This is a genomic window from Bradyrhizobium sp. CCBAU 53421 (genome assembly GCF_015291625.1).
Taxonomy (GTDB): Bacteria; Pseudomonadota; Alphaproteobacteria; order Rhizobiales; family Xanthobacteraceae; genus Bradyrhizobium.
The window spans coordinates 2,720,830-2,736,972 of record NZ_CP030047.1; the positions used below are offsets into that span (position 1 = coordinate 2,720,830).

The following is a 16,143-nucleotide window of genomic DNA, read 5'->3' on the forward strand; positions in this document are numbered from 1 at the left end:
GCAACGACGGGATGGCGCTACATCCCCGTCACCCCAACCGCATGTCAAGCAGCCGCCGGCCTTCGCCCTTCAACAGCTTCTTCACCGCGCTCGAGGCGATCACCTCGCCGTTGTTGGCGTAGGCCTCGTGGTTCTTCTCGATGTCGTCGAGGCGGTAGAGGTAATTGACCATCACGCCGGCGGATTCGCGCAGGCCCTTGGGCGAGAGGTCGCCGAGCCAGTTGATCCGCTCCAGCCGGGCGCCGTTGCCGAGATGGAAGCGCGCGACCGAATCGATCTGCCGTCCCTTCGGCGTCCGCGCCTTCAGGAAGTAATAGGCGGCGAGCGGCTCCAGCACGGCGCGCAGCTGCGCGGCGAGCTCGGCGTTCTCGGACCAGTCCGGCTTGCCGAGGCTTTCGAGCAGCTGGCGATCCTCGTCGGTAAGCGGCACGTCATCGGCCTGCTTCACCCACTGCATGAAGCCCGGCACCGGCGACAACGTGACGAAATTGTCGAGCTTGGGCAATTCGCGGCGCAGCTCCTCGACCACCTGCTTGATCAGGAAGCTGCCGAACGAAATGCCGCCGAGCCCGCGCTGGGTGTTGGAGATCGAATAGAATACCGCGGTGCGGGCCTTCTCGACCGGCACCGGCTCGCGCTCTTCCGCAAGCAGCGGCGCGATCGCGCCCGGGATGGCTTCGGTCAGCGCGACCTCGACGAAGATCAGCGGCTCGTCGGCCAGTGCCGGGTGGAAGAACGCGTAGCAGCGGCGGTCCACCGGATCGATGCGTCGGCGCAGATCGTCCCAGTCGCGGATTTCGTGCACGGCCTCGTAGCGGATGATCTTCTCCAGAATATTGGCCGGCGACGACCAGTCTATCCTGCGCAGCACGAGGAATCCCCTGTTGAACCAGGACGAGAGCAGATGCACCACGTCGCGATCGAGCGCGGCGAGGTCCTTGTTGCCCTTCATCAATGAAAGCAGATCCGAGCGGATCGACACCAGCTCGCCGGTGCCGCCCGGTGCGCGATTGAGCCGCCGGATCAGTTCCTGGCGGCGCGGTTCGGAGGCGAAATGCAGGTCGCTGGCGTCGTCGCCATTGGCTTTGGCGCGCCAGCTCTCGATCGCCTGCGCCAGCCTGGCGTGATCGGGGCCGAAATCGCGCGCCAGCGTCTGGAAGAACGACAGCCGCCCGGCGGCGTCGAGGTGGTGGTAGCGGTCGAGCACTTCGCGCGCCATCGCGGTGCCGGAGGCTTCGCCGCGGCCGGACAGCAGCGCCTCGCACAGTTCCAGCAGTTCGGACGCATCCTGCTTGTCGTCGGCCGGGCTGGCGCGGCCGAGCAGGACGCGGCCGCGTTCGGAAATCGTCGAGAGCAGGTCGGAGAAGAAAGCGTTGGCCATTTACGGGTCGTATCCAGCGGGTCGTATCCAGTGAAGCCGGACCTTACACGGGATTTAAGGTCGGCAGGAATGCAATCAAGCGCATGGATCGTACGGAAATATGTCGCCGCGCGACAGCGGTATAATTCGTCATCGCTGCGCCCGGTGACAAATCCCGTTCACGTTTTCTCCGCGAACGCGGTCGGTGTCTTGCCGGTAACCTGACGGAACGCGTGGGAAAACGCCGGCACGCTGGCATAACCGAGGTCGGAGGCGACCTGCTTGACCGACACGTTCGCATTGGTCGACAGCCGTTCGATCGCGGCCGCGATGCGGGCGCGCTGGCACCAGCTCTTGAACGAGAGCTGCGTCTCCGCCGCGAACAGCCGCGACAGCGTCCGTGCCGAGGTGCCGACGGTGCGCGCCAGCGCATCGATCTCGTGGTCCCTGGTCGGATCGGCCAGCACGATGTCGGCGGCGCGTCGGCAGCGCGGCTCCTGCGGCAGCGGGATGAAGGTCGCGGAATCCTCGGCCTGGTGCAACTCCAGCATCACCAGCCTGATCAGCAGATCGGTGCGCTCGCGTCCGCATGATGCGTCGAACAGCGCAAGGATCGCCTGGTGCACCAGCGGCGAGACACGGACCACGAATTCATGGCCGAGGCTGTTGCTGCGCCTCTCGCGCGCGAGCCAGGCCTGGTCGAAATACAGCGTGCGCATCTCGATGTCGGCGAGCACGTCGATCGCATGGGGAAGCAGGGCAGGGACCCACACCGCGCGGTCCGGCGGCACCAGCCAGCGGCCCTTCGGCGTCGTCACCTGCATGGTGCCGCTCGCGGCATAGACCAGCTGTGCCTCGCGGTGCATGTGCGGGTCGAGCCGGACGCCCTTCTCATAGGAGCGCGCCACCAGATGCACGCCGTCGCCGGTGACGCGCCGGTCCTGGTGCAGGGCTCTTATTGGCGGTTCAGCGATAGTCATTGGCGACATCCCGTCAGGGCAAGCACCTATAACCTATTTTCGAGCAATTGAAGAATCGCGTGAAGAGACGTGCCGGTGAAAGATTTGCCCATGAACAGTCCAAGCAATAGTCCGAGCCGGGTGATCGGCTTCGTCAACGCCGGCCATTTCATCGACCACTATGCGATGCTGATCTTCGCGGCCGCCGTCATCATCATGGGTCCGGCGCTCGGCATGGCCTATTCGGAACTCTTGCCCTATGCGACCCCGGGCTTCATCGCCTTCGGCGCCGGCTCGCTGGTCACGGGTTGGCTCGGCGATCGCTGGAGCCGCCGCCACATGATGGTGATCTTCTTCGTCGGCATCGGGCTGTCGATGATCTCGGTCGGCTTCGTGCAGACGCCGCTGCAACTCGGCGCCGCACTGCTGGCGATCGGCGTCTTTGCCTCGATCTACCATCCGGTCGGCACCGCGATGATCGTGTCCTATGCCGAGAAGCTCGGCGCCCAGATGGGCGTCAACGGCGTCTGGGGCAATCTCGGCGTCGCCTCCTCGGCGCTGGTCACCGGCGTGATCGGCCAGTATCTCGGCTGGCGCTGGGCCTTCATCGCGCCCGGAACGGTCACCGTGCTGATCGGCATCGCCTTTGCGATGACGGTGGTCCATGAGGACCGCAAGGGCTCCAGGCAGGCCGCAGCCCAGGTGCGCGTCGCCAAGGAAGACATGTGGCGGGTGGTGCTGTCGCTCTTGATCGTGGTGATCGCGATCTCGACAACGTTCAACGCGGTGACGGTGGCGTTGCCAAAGCTGTTCGCCGAACGGCTCTCGGATCTGACCAAGAGCCCGGCATTGCTCGGCGTGATCGCGGCCGGGGTCTATGTGTTCGGCGCGATGACGCAGTACACGATAGGCAAGCTGCTCGACCGATATTCCTTGAAGACGGTGGCGCTGCCGCTGTCGTTCCTGCTGGCGCCGTTCCTTTATCTGGCGGCGAGCCTGTCCAATCTGCCGCTGATCGTGGTCTCGATCGGCATCGTGATGGGGGCGTTCGGCCAGGTCACGGTGAACGATGCCATGGTCGGCAAGTACACGACCGAGGAATGGCGCTCGCGCGCCTATGCGGTGCGCTATTTCGTCGGCTTCACCGCGGCGGGCGCTTCCGTCGGCCTGGTGGCCTGGCTGTATGATCAGGGCGGCTTCTCCATGATGCTGCGCGCGTTCGCGGCGCTGTGCCTGCTGGCGATCGCGGCCGCGATTATCCTGCCGCGCGAGATCCGCACCCCTGCCACGCAGGTGGGCTGACGCGGCGCAGCTTCGACAGCCGGTTCGTCGTTGAGACAAGGTGCTCCCGCCGACCGGCGGGAGCGCCGCTCGGCCAATGGCGGCAATCCGTGACTTGGTCACGCTTGGCGAACTTGTTCCAACCCAAAGGTGTGGTAGATTCGAGCGGGCCTCGGGGACGAAGGCGCCGGTTGCGCCGCGTGCACGTATTTGTGGAGCAGCCGGAGCGCCATGGGAGAAATTCGCGACTTCAAGTCAGGCCGGTCACAGCCTGACAATACACAGCCTCCCGGCACTTCAATGCCGCGGCGCCTCGCTGCGATCGTTGCCGGTGACATCGCCGGCTACAGCCGCCTGATGCAACTTGATGAAGAAGGCACGCATGCCCGCGTCAAGCGGACCTTGCGCGACCTGATCGAGCCAACCATTGCCGAGCACCACGGCAAACTGGTCAAGACCGCCGGCGACGGCTTCATCGCGATGTTCGACAGTCCGGTCGAGGCGGTCCGCTGCAGCATCGTGATCCAGCAGAACATGATCGGCCGCAACGCGGCGATCGCGCGCGATCACTGGATCGAGTACCGGATCGGCGTCAATCTCGGCGACGTCATCATCGAGCCCGACGATATCTATGGCGATGGCGTCAATGTGGCTTCGCGCCTGGAGGGGATCGCGGCGCCCGGTGATGTCTTCATCTCCGGCGGCATCTACGAGCAGATCAAACACAAGATGGTCTGCGGCTACGAATCGCTCGGCGACAAGAAGGTGAAGAACATCACCGATCCGGTGCGGGTTTATCGCGTGCTGCCGGATGCCGCCGCGTACCAGAGGACGCGCAGGCGCCGTGAGTCGATCCTGCTCACGCTGCTCGGATTGGCGGTCGCGATCATCGCAGGCGGTGTGCTTTGGTACCTGCTCACGCAATCGCGCGGCAAGCTGGCCGAGGTGGCGCAGGCACCTCCGGCATCGACGCCCGCGCCGCAGCCGGCACCGAGCCCGGCGCCGGCGCAAACCGCAAGTCCGAGCCCAAGCGCCGCACCGATCCAGCAGGCGTCACCTCAGGCGGCGCCCTCCGCCAGTCCCACAGCGTCAGTGCCGGCGCCCGAAATGGTCTCGCTGCAGGGTGGCAGCTTCTCGATGGGGAGCAATGACGACCCCTCGGAACGGCCGATCCGCCGGGTGACGGTCAAGCCGTTCGCGATGGGCAAGTATCCGGTCAGTGTGCGGGAATGGAACGCCTGTGCGGCGGCCAAGGCCTGTAGCTTCATGGCCGGCGGCAAGGACGACGCTCCGGTCACCAATGTGAGCTGGAGCGATGCGAAGCAATATGTGGCCTGGCTCGCCGAGGCGACCAAGAAGGCCTACCGGCTGCCGAGCGAAGCCGAATGGGAATACGCGGCGCGTGGCGGCACGCAATCGAAATACTGGTGGGGCGACCAGATGCAATCGGGCAATGCCGGCTGCAAGGACTGCGGCGGCGACAGTGCCGCCGAGCAGCCGGTCAAGGTCGGCAGCTTCAAGGCTAATCCGTTCGGCCTTTACGATATGGGCGGCGGGGTCGATCAGTGGGTCGAGGATTGCTGGCACAGGAATTACCAGGGCGCCCCGGCCGACGGCGCGGTGTGGTCCGGCGGCGACTGCGCCTCGCATGTCATTCGTTCCGGCTCCTGGAAGAATGACGCGCGCTATGTCCGTCCGGCCAACCGGGACAATTACGACACCAATGTTCGCTACCCGACTCACGGTTTCCGGGTCGCGCTGTCTCCCTGAGGGATAGGCACGTTTGGAGGGGCTATGAAAAGTGCAGGCTTGATCGTGCTCGCTGCAGCACTGACGTTGCTCGCCGGTCCGGCCGGCGCGCAAAACAAGCCGGCCGGGAAAGACACCAAGCTGTATTTCATTTGGCCGCGCGACGGAGCCAAGGTCAAAAGCCCGTTCGCTTGCCGCTTCGGGCTGCGCAACATGGGCGTCACGCATGCCGGCGACGACTACCCGAACAGTGGCCATCACCATCTTCTGATCGATGTGGATGAGCCGCTCAATCCGAATGAGCCGATCCCGTCGGACAAGTCTCACCAGCACTTCGGTGCGGGCCAGACCGAGACGCAGCTCGACCTGGCGCCCGGCAAGCATACCCTGCAGCTGGTGCTGGGCGACGCCAAGCATTATCCATTCAACCCGCCGGTCGTCTCCGAAAAAATCACCATCCGGGTCAAATAGACCGACACGGATAGCTCCCTTGCGCGAACCGCCGCTTGCGCAAGGCGGCCTCGTGCGGTCTGTTGCGCGCCGCCGGGCAAAGACCCGGCGTGGAGGAAGTCCGATGTTGTCTCGACTGCTGCGTCTGGCTGGCCTCGTTCTGGGAGTGATTGTGATGGCCACGTCAGTTCATGCCGACGCCTTGAAGGATCAGATCGCGCCGACAGGAAAGCTCCGGGTCGCGATTGCGATCAGCCCGGCGGGCGGCGCGTTCTGGTCGACCAGGACCGCGAACGGCTATGCCGGCGTTCCCGTCGATCTCGGCCGCGAGATGGCGGCGCAGCTCGGCGTTTCCGTCGAATATGTCGTGCACCAGAATTCCGGACAGATCACCGACGCTGCGGCGAAGGGCAGCTGGGACGTCACGTTCCTGCCCAAGGATCCCGAACGCGAGACCAGGATGACGTTCGGGCCGATCTACGAGGTCGCCGACGCCACCTATATCGTCAGGCCGGGTTCCAAAATCACGAACTTCGCAACGCTCGACCAGGACGGCGTCAAGGTCGCCGCCGTCAACAACACCACGACCATGCGTGGCGCGATCGCGCATCTCAAGCATGCCAAGGTCACTGGCTATCAGACCTATGACGAGATCTTCCATCTGCTGGAGAACGGCGAGGTCGACGCCTTCGCGTTGTCGCGCGATCAGCTGATGGCGATGGCCAGGAAGATTCCGGGCACCTGCGTGCTGGACGAGACCTTCAAGCAGACGGTCACCGCGGTCGCGGTGCCGCTCGACCATCCGCTCGCCGCGGCGTTCGTCGGCAAGTTCATGACCGAGGCGATCGCCAACGGCACGCTGCGCAAGGCCTATGACAATAACGGGCTGAAGGACACGCCGGTCCGCACCGAGGTGAAGTAGGCCGGCACGTCCCGACCCTGTCTCCGCCTCTCCATTCCGTCATCCTGAGGTGCGAGCGCAGCGAGCCTCGAAGGATGAATCGGCCCCGCTAGTGGCCGTCGATCCTTCGAGACGCCGCTGCGCGGCTCCTCAGGATGACGGGGATGGAGGGCGCGCATCCTCTGGGCGACATCTGGGCATGCTGCATAATTCTGCGCCATTTCGCCGGACGGTTCCGGTGCGAGCTATATAACTCATTATATTAAAAGAGATTTTTTTCCCGCCGGCGGCAGCCGCGCTTGGCATATCCATTGCTTTTAGTTGCACCAGTCAATGACGACTGCCGTTCTCCGGATTGCCGAAGCCAGTGCTGGCCGCGGCGAGGGGATCAAGGCGCCCGGCCCGGGCGCCGCGAGCAATCGTTGCACCCCATCTCCCCGGACGGACGAACATTGCAACCAACCCGCGTCGCTTCCGGCAGGCAACCGGCGCGGCCGAATTGCGCAAGGGGAATTCACGAATGGCCTATCTCGCACCGTCCGAATTCGTCACCAAGATGGTGGACGCCGGCGAATCCAAGATCTTCATGTCGACGCGCGACACCGTGATCCGCGCCTATATGGCCGGCGCGATCCTCGCGCTGGCTGCCTGGTTCGCCGTGACGATCAACGTCAACACGGGGCAGCCGCTGGTCGGCGCATTGCTGTTTCCGGTCGGCTTCGTGATGCTCTATCTCTTGGGCTTCGACCTGCTGACGGGCGTGTTCGTGCTATCGCCGCTGGCGCTGCTCGACAAGCGGCCCGGCGTCACGCTCGGCGGCGTGCTGCGCAACTGGGGCCTCGTCTTCATCGGCAACTTCGCCGGCGCGCTGACGGTGGCGTTCATGATGGCGTTCGTGACCACCTTCGGCTTCACGCAGGAGCCGGACAAGGTAGGCATGACCATCGGAAACGTCGGCGAGGCGCGAACGCTGGGCTATGCGGCGCACGGCGCGGCGGGCATGGCTACCCTGTTCATCCGCGGCATGCTCTGCAACTGGATGGTCTCGACCGGCGTGGTCGGCGCCATGATCTCGACGACCGTGCCCGGCAAGGTCATTGCGATGTGGATGCCGATCCTGGTGTTCTTCTACATGGTGTTCGAGCATTCGGTGGTGAACATGTTCCTGTTCCCGTCGGGACTGATGCTCCATGCGAAGTTCTCGATCATGGACTATTTGATCTGGAACGAAATCCCGACCGTGCTCGGCAACCTCGCCGGCGGCCTCGCCTTCACCGGGCTCACGCTCTACACCACGCATGTGAAGACGGCGCCGAAGCGCCAGCGCCTCGCGGCTTGATCCCGGGCGGCTTATGGGGCTCTCCTGTCACGGAGGGCCCCATTCGCATTGGGACGGTCGATGCCGCGCGCGCTGACAATATCGGTCGGGCAATTCTCTGATCAGGGCCGCAAGGACACCAATCAGGATTTCCACGGCGTCTTGATCCCCGACGAGCCGCTGCTCGGCCTGAAGGGCATCGCCGTGGTGCTTGCCGACGGCATCTCCTCGAGCAGCGTCAGCCGCATCGCCGCGGAGTCCGCGGTCAAGAGCTTCCTGACCGATTATTACTGCACCTCGGAATCCTGGTCGGTGAAGACCTCGGCGCAGCGGGTGCTGGAGGCGACCAATTCCTGGCTCCACGCGCAAACGAGACGCAGCCAGAACCCCTACGACAAGGACAAGGGTTACGTCTGCACGCTGAGCGCGCTGGTGATCCGCTCGACCACGGCGCATCTGTTCCATGTCGGCGACTCCAGGATCTACCGCGTCGCCGGCAACAGCCTCGAGCAATTGACCAACGACCACCGCGTCGTGCTGTCGTCGCAGCAGAGCTATCTCGGCCGCGCGCTCGGCGTGAACCCGCAGCTCGAGATCGACTACCAGAATCTGCGGCTGGAGCCGGGCGACACCTTCCTGCTGGTCACCGACGGCATCTACGAGCACGTTCCGGCGCGGCAGCTGGCGAAGGCGATCAGGGACGGCGCCGCCGATCTCGACGCCGCCGCGAAGTCGATCGTGGAGCAGGCCTATGAGAACGGCAGCCCGGACAACCTCACCGCGCAGATCATCCGGATCGACGAATTGCCTGACGGCGACGCCAGCGAGGTGTTCGGCCAGCGCACCGAGCTGCCGCTGCCGCCGCTGCTCGATGCACGGATGCTGTTCGACGGCTACCGCATCGTCCGCGAGCTGCATGCCTCGCACCGCAGCCACATCTATCTCGCGGTCGACGAGGAGAGCGGCACCACGGTCACGATCAAGATCCCCTCGATCGACCTGCGCGACGATGGCGCCTATCTGAAACGCTTTGTGATGGAGGAGTGGGTCGCAAGAAGGATCGACAGCCCGCATGTGCTGAAGCCGTTTCTGCCGCAGCGCAAGCGTAATTTCCTCTATGTCGCGATGGAGTACATCGACGGCCAGACCCTGACGCAGTGGATGATAGACAATCCCGCGCCGTCGCTCGAGACGGTGCGCGATATCACCGAGCAGATCGCAAAAGGGCTGCGCGCGTTCCACCGCAAGGAGATGCTGCACCAGGACGTCAGACCCGACAACATCATGATCGATAGCACCGGCACGGTGAAGATCATCGATTTCGGCTCGACGCGGATCTCTGGTGTCGCCGAGGCGGTGCCTGCCGGCGTCGAGGACATTCTCGGCACCCAGCAATACACCGCGCCGGAGTATTTCCTCGGCGAGGGCGGCACCGCGCGCTCCGACCTGTTCTCGCTCGGTGTCGTCACCTATCAGATGCTGACCGGACGCTTGCCCTATGGCGCGCAGATCGCGCGCGCCCGCACAAGGTCCGACTTCAACCGCCTGGTCTACCGTCCGGCCGCCCATCGCGGCCGCGCGATCCCGAACTGGGTCGACGGCACGCTGGAGCGCGCCGTGCAGGTCAATCCGCTGAAGCGCTACGACAGTTTTTCCGAGTTCCTGTTCGACCTGCGCAATCCCAATGCGAGATATTTGACGACGTCATCGACGCCGCTGATCGAGCGCAACCCGGTGCTGTTCTGGAAGTCGACCACGCTGGCGCTGGCGCTGGTCGTGGTGCTGCTGCTCGCCTGCGGCGCGCATCATTGGCGGTAGGGGAGTCCGCCGACTTCTCTCCGTCATCCTGAGGAGCGCGTAGCGCGTCTCGAAGGATGAACGGCCCCGCTGGTGGCCGATTCATCCTTCGAGGCTCGCTCCGCTCGCGCCTCAGGATGACGGGGAAGGGAATGAGGATGACGGGGAGAGAGACGTTGGGCGCCGCTAATGCGTCGCGCCGGCGGCAATCGGATCGAGGCCGCTCTTGACCAGCGCGTCGCGCGCATCCGGCGAGGCGAGGAAGCTGATCAGCGCCTTGCCGGCGTCGGGCTCTTTTGAAGCGGTCGCGATCCCTGCGGAGAACACCGTGATCTTCTGCAACGGCTCCGGCAAGGGACCTATGATGTCGATGCCGGCGACCGGCTTCAGCTCCGAGATCTGCTGCAGGCCGATCTCGGCCTCGCCCTTGGCCACGATCTCGCCGACCGGGGTCGCCGGGATCATCCGCGCCTTGTCTTTCATCTGGTCGGCGATGCCGAGTTTTGCGAACATCTCGGTCGAGACATAGACGCCGCTGGCGCTGTCGGAATAGGCGACCGATTTCGCCGAAAGCAGCGCCTGCTTGACGGCGTCGGCCGAGCTGATGTCCGGCCTCAGTGCGCCTGACTTCACCGCAATGCCGATCGGCGACTTCACGAGGTCGACGCGGCTGTCGGCCGCGACCTTGCCCTGCTTGATCAGGTCACTCAGCGCATAGCCGACCATGATCAGCACATCGGCCGGCTCGCCGCGCTCCAGTCGCACCGGAATGGCGTTGGTCGTGGTGCCCATCGACGGCCCGAAGGCGGTCACCACCTTGTGCCCGGTCTTGCGCTCGAACTCCGGCACCAGCGCCTTGTAGGCCGCGGTCAGCCCGCCCGAGATCATGACATGGACTTCGGCGGCGAATGCGGCTGACGTGAAGGCGAGGGTGCCGATGACGGCGAGCGTGAGGGCACGGAAGGCGCTGACGCGCATGGAGTTTCTCCCTGGACGATTCTTAGGGCGCGGGGGTCGTCGTGGCCGGGGAGACTACTGCGCGAGGGGATGCGTGGCTAGGGTTGCGCCGCCGTCATTGCGCAATGACGGGAAAAGAGCATCGCGCCCCCTCACGAATTCACATGCACGAAATCGCGCAGCAGCGGGTAGATCTCGTTGTTCCAGCGCTTGCCGGAAAATACGCCGTAATGGCCGACACCGGCCTGCATGTGGTGCACCTTGCGATAGGTGCGCACGCCGGTGCAGAGGTCCTGGGCGGCGAGCGTCTGCCCGATCGAGCAGATGTCGTCCTTCTCGCCTTCCACCGTCATCAGGCCCATGCGCCGGATCGCCGCCGGGTTCACCGCGCGGCCGCGATGCATCAGCATGCCCTGCGGCAGCAGATGCTCCTGGAACACGTCGCGCACCGTCTCGATGTAGAACTCCGCGGGCAGATCCATCACGGCGAAATACTCGTCATAGAACGTCTTGATCACCTCGGCCTTGGCGGTCTCGCCCTTGGCGATGTGGTCGGCGAGGTCGATGTGCTGCTTGATGTGACGCTCGAGGTTCATCGAGACGAACGCCGTCAGCTGCACGAAACCGGGATAGACCTGACGCAGCGCGCCCTTGCACTGCATCGGCACGTAGTTGATCAGATTGTCCTCGAACCATTTGATCGGCTTGCTCTTGGCGAATTCGTTCACCTTGGTCGGCAGGATCCTTGTGTCGATCGGCCCGGCCATCAGGGTCAGCGACGCCGGCCGCGCCGGATGATTGTCCTCCGACATGACCGCGGCAGCCGCCAGCGCCGACACCGAAGGCTGGCAGATCGCCACCATATGCGCGCGCGGGCCGAGCTGCCCGAGGAAGTCGATCAGGTGGTCGGTGTAGTCCTCGAGCCCGAAGCGGCCCTCGCTGCGCGGGATGTCGCGCGGATTGTGCCAATCGGTGATGTAGACGTCGTGGTCCTGCAGCAGCGTCTTCACGGTGCCGCGGAGCAGCGTTGCGAAATGACCGGACATCGGCGCCACCAGCAACAGCCGCGGCTGCTCCGGCCCGTCCACCTTCCTGAAATGCAGCAGCGAGCCGAACGGCGTCGCATAGGCGACCTCCTCGGTCACCTCGTATTCCCTGTTGCCGGAGGTCACGCCGCCGATCGCGTAGTCGGGGCGGGCGTAGGTCAGGGTGGAGCGCGAGATCAGCTCGAGCGCGGCGGCGAGCCGGCCGAACGTCCGGTCGGAGGTGCCCCGCGGCACCAGATTGAGATACCGTAATGCCGCCGCGGCGCCGGTCCGCCACGGCGCCGTGAGGTCCATGTGGTTCTGATAGGCCTGGTAAAGCATTGACATCATACGCATCCGCCCTTGCCCGGCTGGATATGCAATATCGACGCCAGAGAGGGGGCAGGCTGCCCGGCAAATTGGCACGTGGCTTGCTGCAAAAACGGACGGCTCCGGGGGCGCGGCGGCTTGGACCGGCGCGCCGCGTCCGGGAGCCAAGGACGCGTTCAGGGCGTGAGGGACTGGCATGGCGAAGGCGACACTCACCATCAGCAGCAAGAACTATTCGTCCTGGTCGTTGCGCGGCTGGCTGCTGGCAAAATTCGCCGGGCTGGAGTTCGAGGAGGTGGTCACCGCGCCCGACGACCCCTCGGCGCGGGCCGAACTGCTGCTGCTGTCGTCGTCGATCCTGGTGCCCTGCCTGCGCCACGAGGGCGCGACCGTCTGGGACACGCTGGCGATCGGCGAGTACCTCAACGAGATCATGCCGCATGCCGGGCTGCTGCCGGAGGACCGCATCCAGCGCGCGCATTGCCGCTCGATCTCCGGCGAAATCCATTCCGGCTTCACCACGCTGCGGGCCTCGCTGCCGGTCAACCTCAAGGGGCATTTCCCCGGCTTCAAGATCTGGTCGCGGGCGCAGGCCGACATCGACCGTGTCTGCACGATCTGGCGCGATTGCCTCGGCAAATCCGGCGGGCCGTTCCTGTTCGGCGAACGCCGCACCATGGCGGATGCGATGTACGCCCCGGTGGTGACCCGCTTCATGACCTATGACGTCAAGCTCGACCCTGTTCTGGCGGCGTATGCCAGCACCATCATGGCGATGCCCGAGATGCAGGAGTGGATCGAGGCCGCCAAGGCCGAGCCTGCCGACGTCGAGGAGCTCGAGGTCGAATATTAGGCAGCGGAGCATCCGGCTTGCCTGCGCCGGTGGCTCAAGCTCCAGGCAGATCTTGCTCAATGGACGTGCCGCCAGCGCCCGGCATCCGCGTCGCGCGGCAATCGGACACGGCACGCGCCGAACGCAAATTCGCGCCTCGCTCCAAATGCTTCCGCTGCGATATCGGTGCATGACGAGACCGATCGCCGCAGCACAACCGGGCTGGCAAGGATTTCGCATAGCAACAAGCGAGCTGTGACCGCGACGATGCGACGCTGCCGAAAATTTGGACGCTGAGCCGCCGCGATCTCGCGAACACGAGAACCGTGGAGGCTTGAAATGAACCAGCACGCCGTCGTCAGCAAATTCTCCCACGTCAAACCCGGTGACACCGAGTTCAAGGGCGGAGGTCTGCGCGACTTCTTCCTGTATCGCGATCTCGGCATCGCCGATGCCACCGGCGGGCAGGTGATCTGCCATCTGGTCAAGGCCAATCCCGACCTGCCGCCGGAAGAGGGCACCGGCTGGCACAAGCATCTGTGCGATTTTCAGATCGTCATCATGACCAAGGGCTGGGCGCGCTTCATGTACGAGGACAAGGAGACGCTGGTCGAGGCCGGCGACGTGATCCATCAGCGCCCCGGCATCACCCACTATCTGTTCGATTACTCGAAGGACATGGAATACCTCGAGATCGTCAGCCCAGCCGATTTCAAGACCGTGGATGTGCCGCCGGCAACCGAGACGGTGCCGCCGGTGACGCCGTGGAAATGATTGAGAGGAGGGACCGCAAATGTCGTCTGCGGAGGAGTTAACCTTTGTCGTCGGCCGCTGGCTGCGGCCGATCGTCATGCTTCTGTATGTGGTGCGCCGCCTCGGGCTGATGACCACATCTAGCCGTGAACAACGGAGTACGTCACTCAATCAGTGATTCGGACGCGGTTCGTTCCATCCGCGTTCCAAATCTTAAGACGCTGCGCGCGCGCGTTGCGTTTTGAAACAGCGCGCGCCGATGCGAGCCTCAGGCCATGCCCGCCTGTTTGACGCGCGGCATCCGCCAGGCGATGACGTTGGCTTCCAGCGCGCCACCGGTTGCGTCATTGCGCCACTGCCCGTCGATGAAACGGCAGGCGAACGGCAGCTGATACGTTCCGCTGTGATCCTCACAAAGCACTTCCACGCGTTGTTCCGGCGGTGGTTCGCCATTGCCATCGAATTGCGCCAGACGTTTTTCGCGCGTAGCCATGCGATCTATCTCCACTGCCCAAGGTCGAGCCAAAGGGGTCGAACCAAACAAGTTCCGAAGGCCCCCGTCCCCACGAGTAGTCCCCGTAATGGGTGAAGCACACCGCTCGAATGCGGTTTCAGTGTGGTATGTCTGCCCGGCTTTCAGCGTCGCGAGCACAAATCTGTGAATGACGCATGTGATTGGGGATGCCGATGATCGCTCGTTTCGCTCTTGTCCCGCTCATGCCGCTTGCGCTCGGCATCATCGGAACCGCGCATGCGCAGGACGTTCCCGGCATCGAGATCTGCACCGTCGAGAAAACCATGGAGCGGCGCACCAGCTGTCTGCAAAGCAATGTCGATTTCCTGCAGAAGACGATCAGCAAGCTCACCACGGATCATCAGCAGAAGCTCGACGCCGCCAACCGGCAGGTTGCGAGCTTGCAGAATGCGCTGGCAAGCTTGCAGAAGCTCGTCACCGATTTGCAGGCGGCGCAGCTCAAGCTGACCGAGGATGTGAAGAAGAAGGCCGACGCGCCGCCGGCCAAGGATGCCGCGCCTGCTGCGAAGGACGGGACGAAGTAGCTTCGTCATTGCGAGTGTAGCGAAGCAATCCACCTCTCAGCTTGCCGAGATATGGATTGCTTCGTCGCTTCGCTCCTCGCAATGACGGGGAGAGCGTCACGCCACCCGATACGTCTCCATCACATCGTGATCTGGCTCGTAGCCCAGCCCTGGGCCCTGCGGCACGGCGACGTGGCCACGGGCGTCGACGGCGATGCGGTCGCCCCACAGGCAGGCGGGGCGCTTCATGAAGAACACCTCGATCAGCCCGGCGTCGCGGATCGCCATCAGGTGCAGCGTGGCGAGGAAGCCCGGCCCGAAATAGGGTGAGTGCGGAATCACCTCGACGCCGAACTCGTCGGCGAGCACGGCCACGCGCAGGAATTCGGTGACGCCGCCGACCTTGATCGCCGACGGCTGCGCATGGCTGACGGCGCCTGCGGTCATCATCTGGCGGAATTGATGCACCGTGCAGGCGTTCTCGCCGGCCGCGATGTCGAGCCGGCCCTCTCTGCGCACCTCCGCGAGCGTCGCGAAATCCTCCGGCGGCCAGACCGGCTCCTCCAGGAACATCGGTGCGGCCTGCTTGCAGTCGCGGGCGAACTGGATCGCCGCCGGTCCATCCAGCGGGCAATTCATGTCGACCATCAGCGGCACGCCGGGGCCGATCGCTTCGCGCGCGGCGGTAACCGCGGGCACGGTGGTCTCGTGCAGCTTGATCGCGGCATAGCCAAGCTTGATCGCCTTCTTGCACTCGGCGGCGATATGCGCGGGATTGCCGATCCGCATCAGGCTCGCATAGGCCGGGATCGTGCTGCGCCTGGCGCCGCCGATCAATTGATGCAGCGGCACGCCCTTCACCTTGCCGGCGAGATCCCACAGCGCGATGTCGAGCGCGGAGATCGCAAACATCGTGATGCCGTAGCGGCCGAACAGATGCAGATTGCGCTGGATCTGCTCCATCGCGGCGGGAATGCTTGCGGCGTCGGGCACCTCGAGGCCGCGGGCCTGCGGCGCGATCATCTCGGCCACCGCCGTGCAGCTCGTCTTCGGGCAGACATAGGCGAAGGCATCGCCCCAGCCGGTCAGGCCGGCATCGGTCGAGACCTCGACCAGCACCATGTCGAGCGCGGAGATCGCGGAGGCGCCCTGGCGGAAGCTCGCAGGGCCTGCGTCATAGGGAATGCGAATATGGTGGGCGCGGACGTCGGTGATTTTCATTGTTGTTGTCCTTCCGATCGCAGGATGTAGCTGGAGCCCGTGAAAGCCGGACGCAGCAGCCTGGACGGCGTTGCTTCGGCTCGCCCGGGTTCCAGCCCTTGCAGGTCTTGGTTGTAAAGCCTTGCTTGTGACGAGTCTTGCTCGTGAATCGTGTCGAAGACGTGGATGCCCG

15 protein-coding genes are annotated in these 16,143 nt (G+C 64.6%); 9 read left to right on the forward strand and 6 right to left on the reverse strand.

Annotation, left to right across the window (positions count from 1 at the left end; all coding sequences use genetic code 11):
• Positions 1–28 precede the first annotated feature (28 nt).
• Positions 29–1,381: a malonyl-CoA decarboxylase gene (locus XH92_RS12785; RefSeq protein ID WP_194459525.1), complete on the reverse strand. Its 1,353-nt coding sequence runs from the start codon at positions 1,379–1,381 to the stop codon at positions 29–31.
• Positions 1,382–1,539: 158 nt separating this feature from the next.
• Positions 1,540–2,340, reverse strand: coding sequence for a helix-turn-helix domain-containing protein (locus XH92_RS12790; protein WP_194459526.1), 801 nt, complete (start codon positions 2,338–2,340; stop codon positions 1,540–1,542).
• Between the two features lie 90 nt (positions 2,341–2,430).
• Between XH92_RS12790 and XH92_RS12795 the strand changes: the two genes are divergently transcribed.
• The 6 genes from XH92_RS12795 to XH92_RS12820 all read left to right on the forward strand — a co-directional run bounded on the left by XH92_RS12795 (position 2,431) and on the right by XH92_RS12820 (position 9,836).
• Positions 2,431–3,621 carry an MFS transporter gene (locus tag XH92_RS12795; protein WP_194459527.1) on the forward strand — a complete coding sequence of 397 codons (1,191 nt, stop codon included), beginning with the start codon at positions 2,431–2,433 and terminating at the stop codon, positions 3,619–3,621.
• 210 nt (positions 3,622–3,831) lie between these two features.
• Positions 3,832–5,370 carry an SUMF1/EgtB/PvdO family nonheme iron enzyme gene (locus tag XH92_RS12800; RefSeq protein ID WP_194459528.1) on the forward strand — a complete coding sequence of 513 codons (1,539 nt, stop codon included), beginning with the start codon at positions 3,832–3,834 and terminating at the stop codon, positions 5,368–5,370.
• A 24-nt stretch (positions 5,371–5,394) separates the two neighbouring features.
• Positions 5,395–5,820 (forward strand): DUF4399 domain-containing protein, encoded by a 426-nt coding sequence (locus XH92_RS12805; protein ID WP_194459529.1) that lies wholly within the window; start codon positions 5,395–5,397, stop codon positions 5,818–5,820.
• Positions 5,821–5,974: 154 nt separating this feature from the next.
• On the forward strand, positions 5,975–6,721 hold the full coding sequence (locus tag XH92_RS12810) for a transporter substrate-binding domain-containing protein (protein ID WP_194459530.1): 747 nt from the start codon (positions 5,975–5,977) through the stop codon (positions 6,719–6,721).
• 499 nt (positions 6,722–7,220) lie between these two features.
• Positions 7,221–8,039 carry a formate/nitrite transporter family protein gene (locus XH92_RS12815; protein WP_050403146.1) on the forward strand — a complete coding sequence of 273 codons (819 nt, stop codon included), beginning with the start codon at positions 7,221–7,223 and terminating at the stop codon, positions 8,037–8,039.
• A 60-nt stretch (positions 8,040–8,099) separates the two neighbouring features.
• A complete protein-coding gene (locus tag XH92_RS12820; protein ID WP_194459531.1) occupies positions 8,100–9,836 on the forward strand; it encodes a bifunctional protein-serine/threonine kinase/phosphatase in 1,737 nt (578 codons plus the stop codon).
• A gap of 165 nt (positions 9,837–10,001) precedes the next feature.
• On the opposite strand, the gene XH92_RS12825 is transcribed toward XH92_RS12820, so the two are convergent.
• Both XH92_RS12825 and XH92_RS12830 read right to left on the reverse strand, forming a co-directional pair.
• Positions 10,002–10,793, reverse strand: a complete 792-nt coding sequence (locus tag XH92_RS12825) for an extracellular solute-binding protein (protein ID WP_194459532.1) — start codon at positions 10,791–10,793, stop codon at positions 10,002–10,004.
• A gap of 131 nt (positions 10,794–10,924) precedes the next feature.
• Entirely contained in the window at positions 10,925–12,148 is a 1,224-nt protein-coding gene (locus tag XH92_RS12830; protein WP_194459533.1) for a polyhydroxyalkanoate depolymerase, read from the reverse strand.
• 175 nt (positions 12,149–12,323) lie between these two features.
• On the opposite strand from XH92_RS12830, the gene XH92_RS12835 reads away from it, so the two are divergent.
• Together XH92_RS12835 and XH92_RS12840 are read left to right on the forward strand one after the other, a co-directional pair.
• Complete coding sequence (locus tag XH92_RS12835) at positions 12,324–12,980, forward strand: glutathione S-transferase (protein ID WP_194459534.1); 657 nt, start codon at positions 12,324–12,326, stop codon at positions 12,978–12,980.
• A gap of 318 nt (positions 12,981–13,298) precedes the next feature.
• On the forward strand, positions 13,299–13,733 hold the full coding sequence (locus XH92_RS12840) for a cupin domain-containing protein (RefSeq protein WP_194459535.1): 435 nt from the start codon (positions 13,299–13,301) through the stop codon (positions 13,731–13,733).
• A 247-nt stretch (positions 13,734–13,980) separates the two neighbouring features.
• Here XH92_RS12840 and XH92_RS12845 read toward each other — a convergent pair whose 3' ends face one another.
• Positions 13,981–14,205: a hypothetical protein gene (locus tag XH92_RS12845; protein WP_194459536.1), complete on the reverse strand. Its 225-nt coding sequence runs from the start codon at positions 14,203–14,205 to the stop codon at positions 13,981–13,983.
• Positions 14,206–14,399: 194 nt separating this feature from the next.
• On the opposite strand from XH92_RS12845, the gene XH92_RS12850 reads away from it, so the two are divergent.
• Positions 14,400–14,771, forward strand: coding sequence for a hypothetical protein (locus tag XH92_RS12850; protein ID WP_194459537.1), 372 nt, complete (start codon positions 14,400–14,402; stop codon positions 14,769–14,771).
• A 96-nt stretch (positions 14,772–14,867) separates the two neighbouring features.
• On the opposite strand, the gene XH92_RS12855 is transcribed toward XH92_RS12850, so the two are convergent.
• Positions 14,868–15,971 (reverse strand): mandelate racemase/muconate lactonizing enzyme family protein, encoded by a 1,104-nt coding sequence (locus XH92_RS12855; protein WP_194459538.1) that lies wholly within the window; start codon positions 15,969–15,971, stop codon positions 14,868–14,870.
• Between the last annotated feature and the right edge of the window lie 172 nt (positions 15,972–16,143).

Excerpts from the sequence above, each read along its gene's own strand:
- XH92_RS12785 (WP_194459525.1), bottom strand. The coding sequence starts at position 1,381 with ATGGCCAACGCTTTCTTCTCCGACCTGCTCTCGACGATTTCCGAACGC.
- XH92_RS12790 (WP_194459526.1), bottom strand. The coding sequence starts at position 2,340 with ATGACTATCGCTGAACCGCCAATAAGAGCCCTGCACCAGGACCGGCGC.
- XH92_RS12795 (WP_194459527.1), top strand. The coding sequence starts at position 2,431 with ATGAACAGTCCAAGCAATAGTCCGAGCCGGGTGATCGGCTTCGTCAAC.
- XH92_RS12800 (WP_194459528.1), top strand. The coding sequence starts at position 3,832 with ATGGGAGAAATTCGCGACTTCAAGTCAGGCCGGTCACAGCCTGACAAT.
- XH92_RS12805 (WP_194459529.1), top strand. The coding sequence starts at position 5,395 with ATGAAAAGTGCAGGCTTGATCGTGCTCGCTGCAGCACTGACGTTGCTC.
- XH92_RS12810 (WP_194459530.1), top strand. The coding sequence starts at position 5,975 with ATGGCCACGTCAGTTCATGCCGACGCCTTGAAGGATCAGATCGCGCCG.
- XH92_RS12815 (WP_050403146.1), top strand. The coding sequence starts at position 7,221 with ATGGCCTATCTCGCACCGTCCGAATTCGTCACCAAGATGGTGGACGCC.
- XH92_RS12820 (WP_194459531.1), top strand. The coding sequence starts at position 8,100 with ATGCCGCGCGCGCTGACAATATCGGTCGGGCAATTCTCTGATCAGGGC.
- XH92_RS12825 (WP_194459532.1), bottom strand. The coding sequence starts at position 10,793 with ATGCGCGTCAGCGCCTTCCGTGCCCTCACGCTCGCCGTCATCGGCACC.
- XH92_RS12830 (WP_194459533.1), bottom strand. The coding sequence starts at position 12,148 with ATGATGTCAATGCTTTACCAGGCCTATCAGAACCACATGGACCTCACG.
- XH92_RS12835 (WP_194459534.1), top strand. The coding sequence starts at position 12,324 with ATGGCGAAGGCGACACTCACCATCAGCAGCAAGAACTATTCGTCCTGG.
- XH92_RS12840 (WP_194459535.1), top strand. The coding sequence starts at position 13,299 with ATGAACCAGCACGCCGTCGTCAGCAAATTCTCCCACGTCAAACCCGGT.
- XH92_RS12845 (WP_194459536.1), bottom strand. The coding sequence starts at position 14,205 with ATGGCTACGCGCGAAAAACGTCTGGCGCAATTCGATGGCAATGGCGAA.
- XH92_RS12850 (WP_194459537.1), top strand. The coding sequence starts at position 14,400 with ATGATCGCTCGTTTCGCTCTTGTCCCGCTCATGCCGCTTGCGCTCGGC.
- XH92_RS12855 (WP_194459538.1), bottom strand. The coding sequence starts at position 15,971 with ATGAAAATCACCGACGTCCGCGCCCACCATATTCGCATTCCCTATGAC.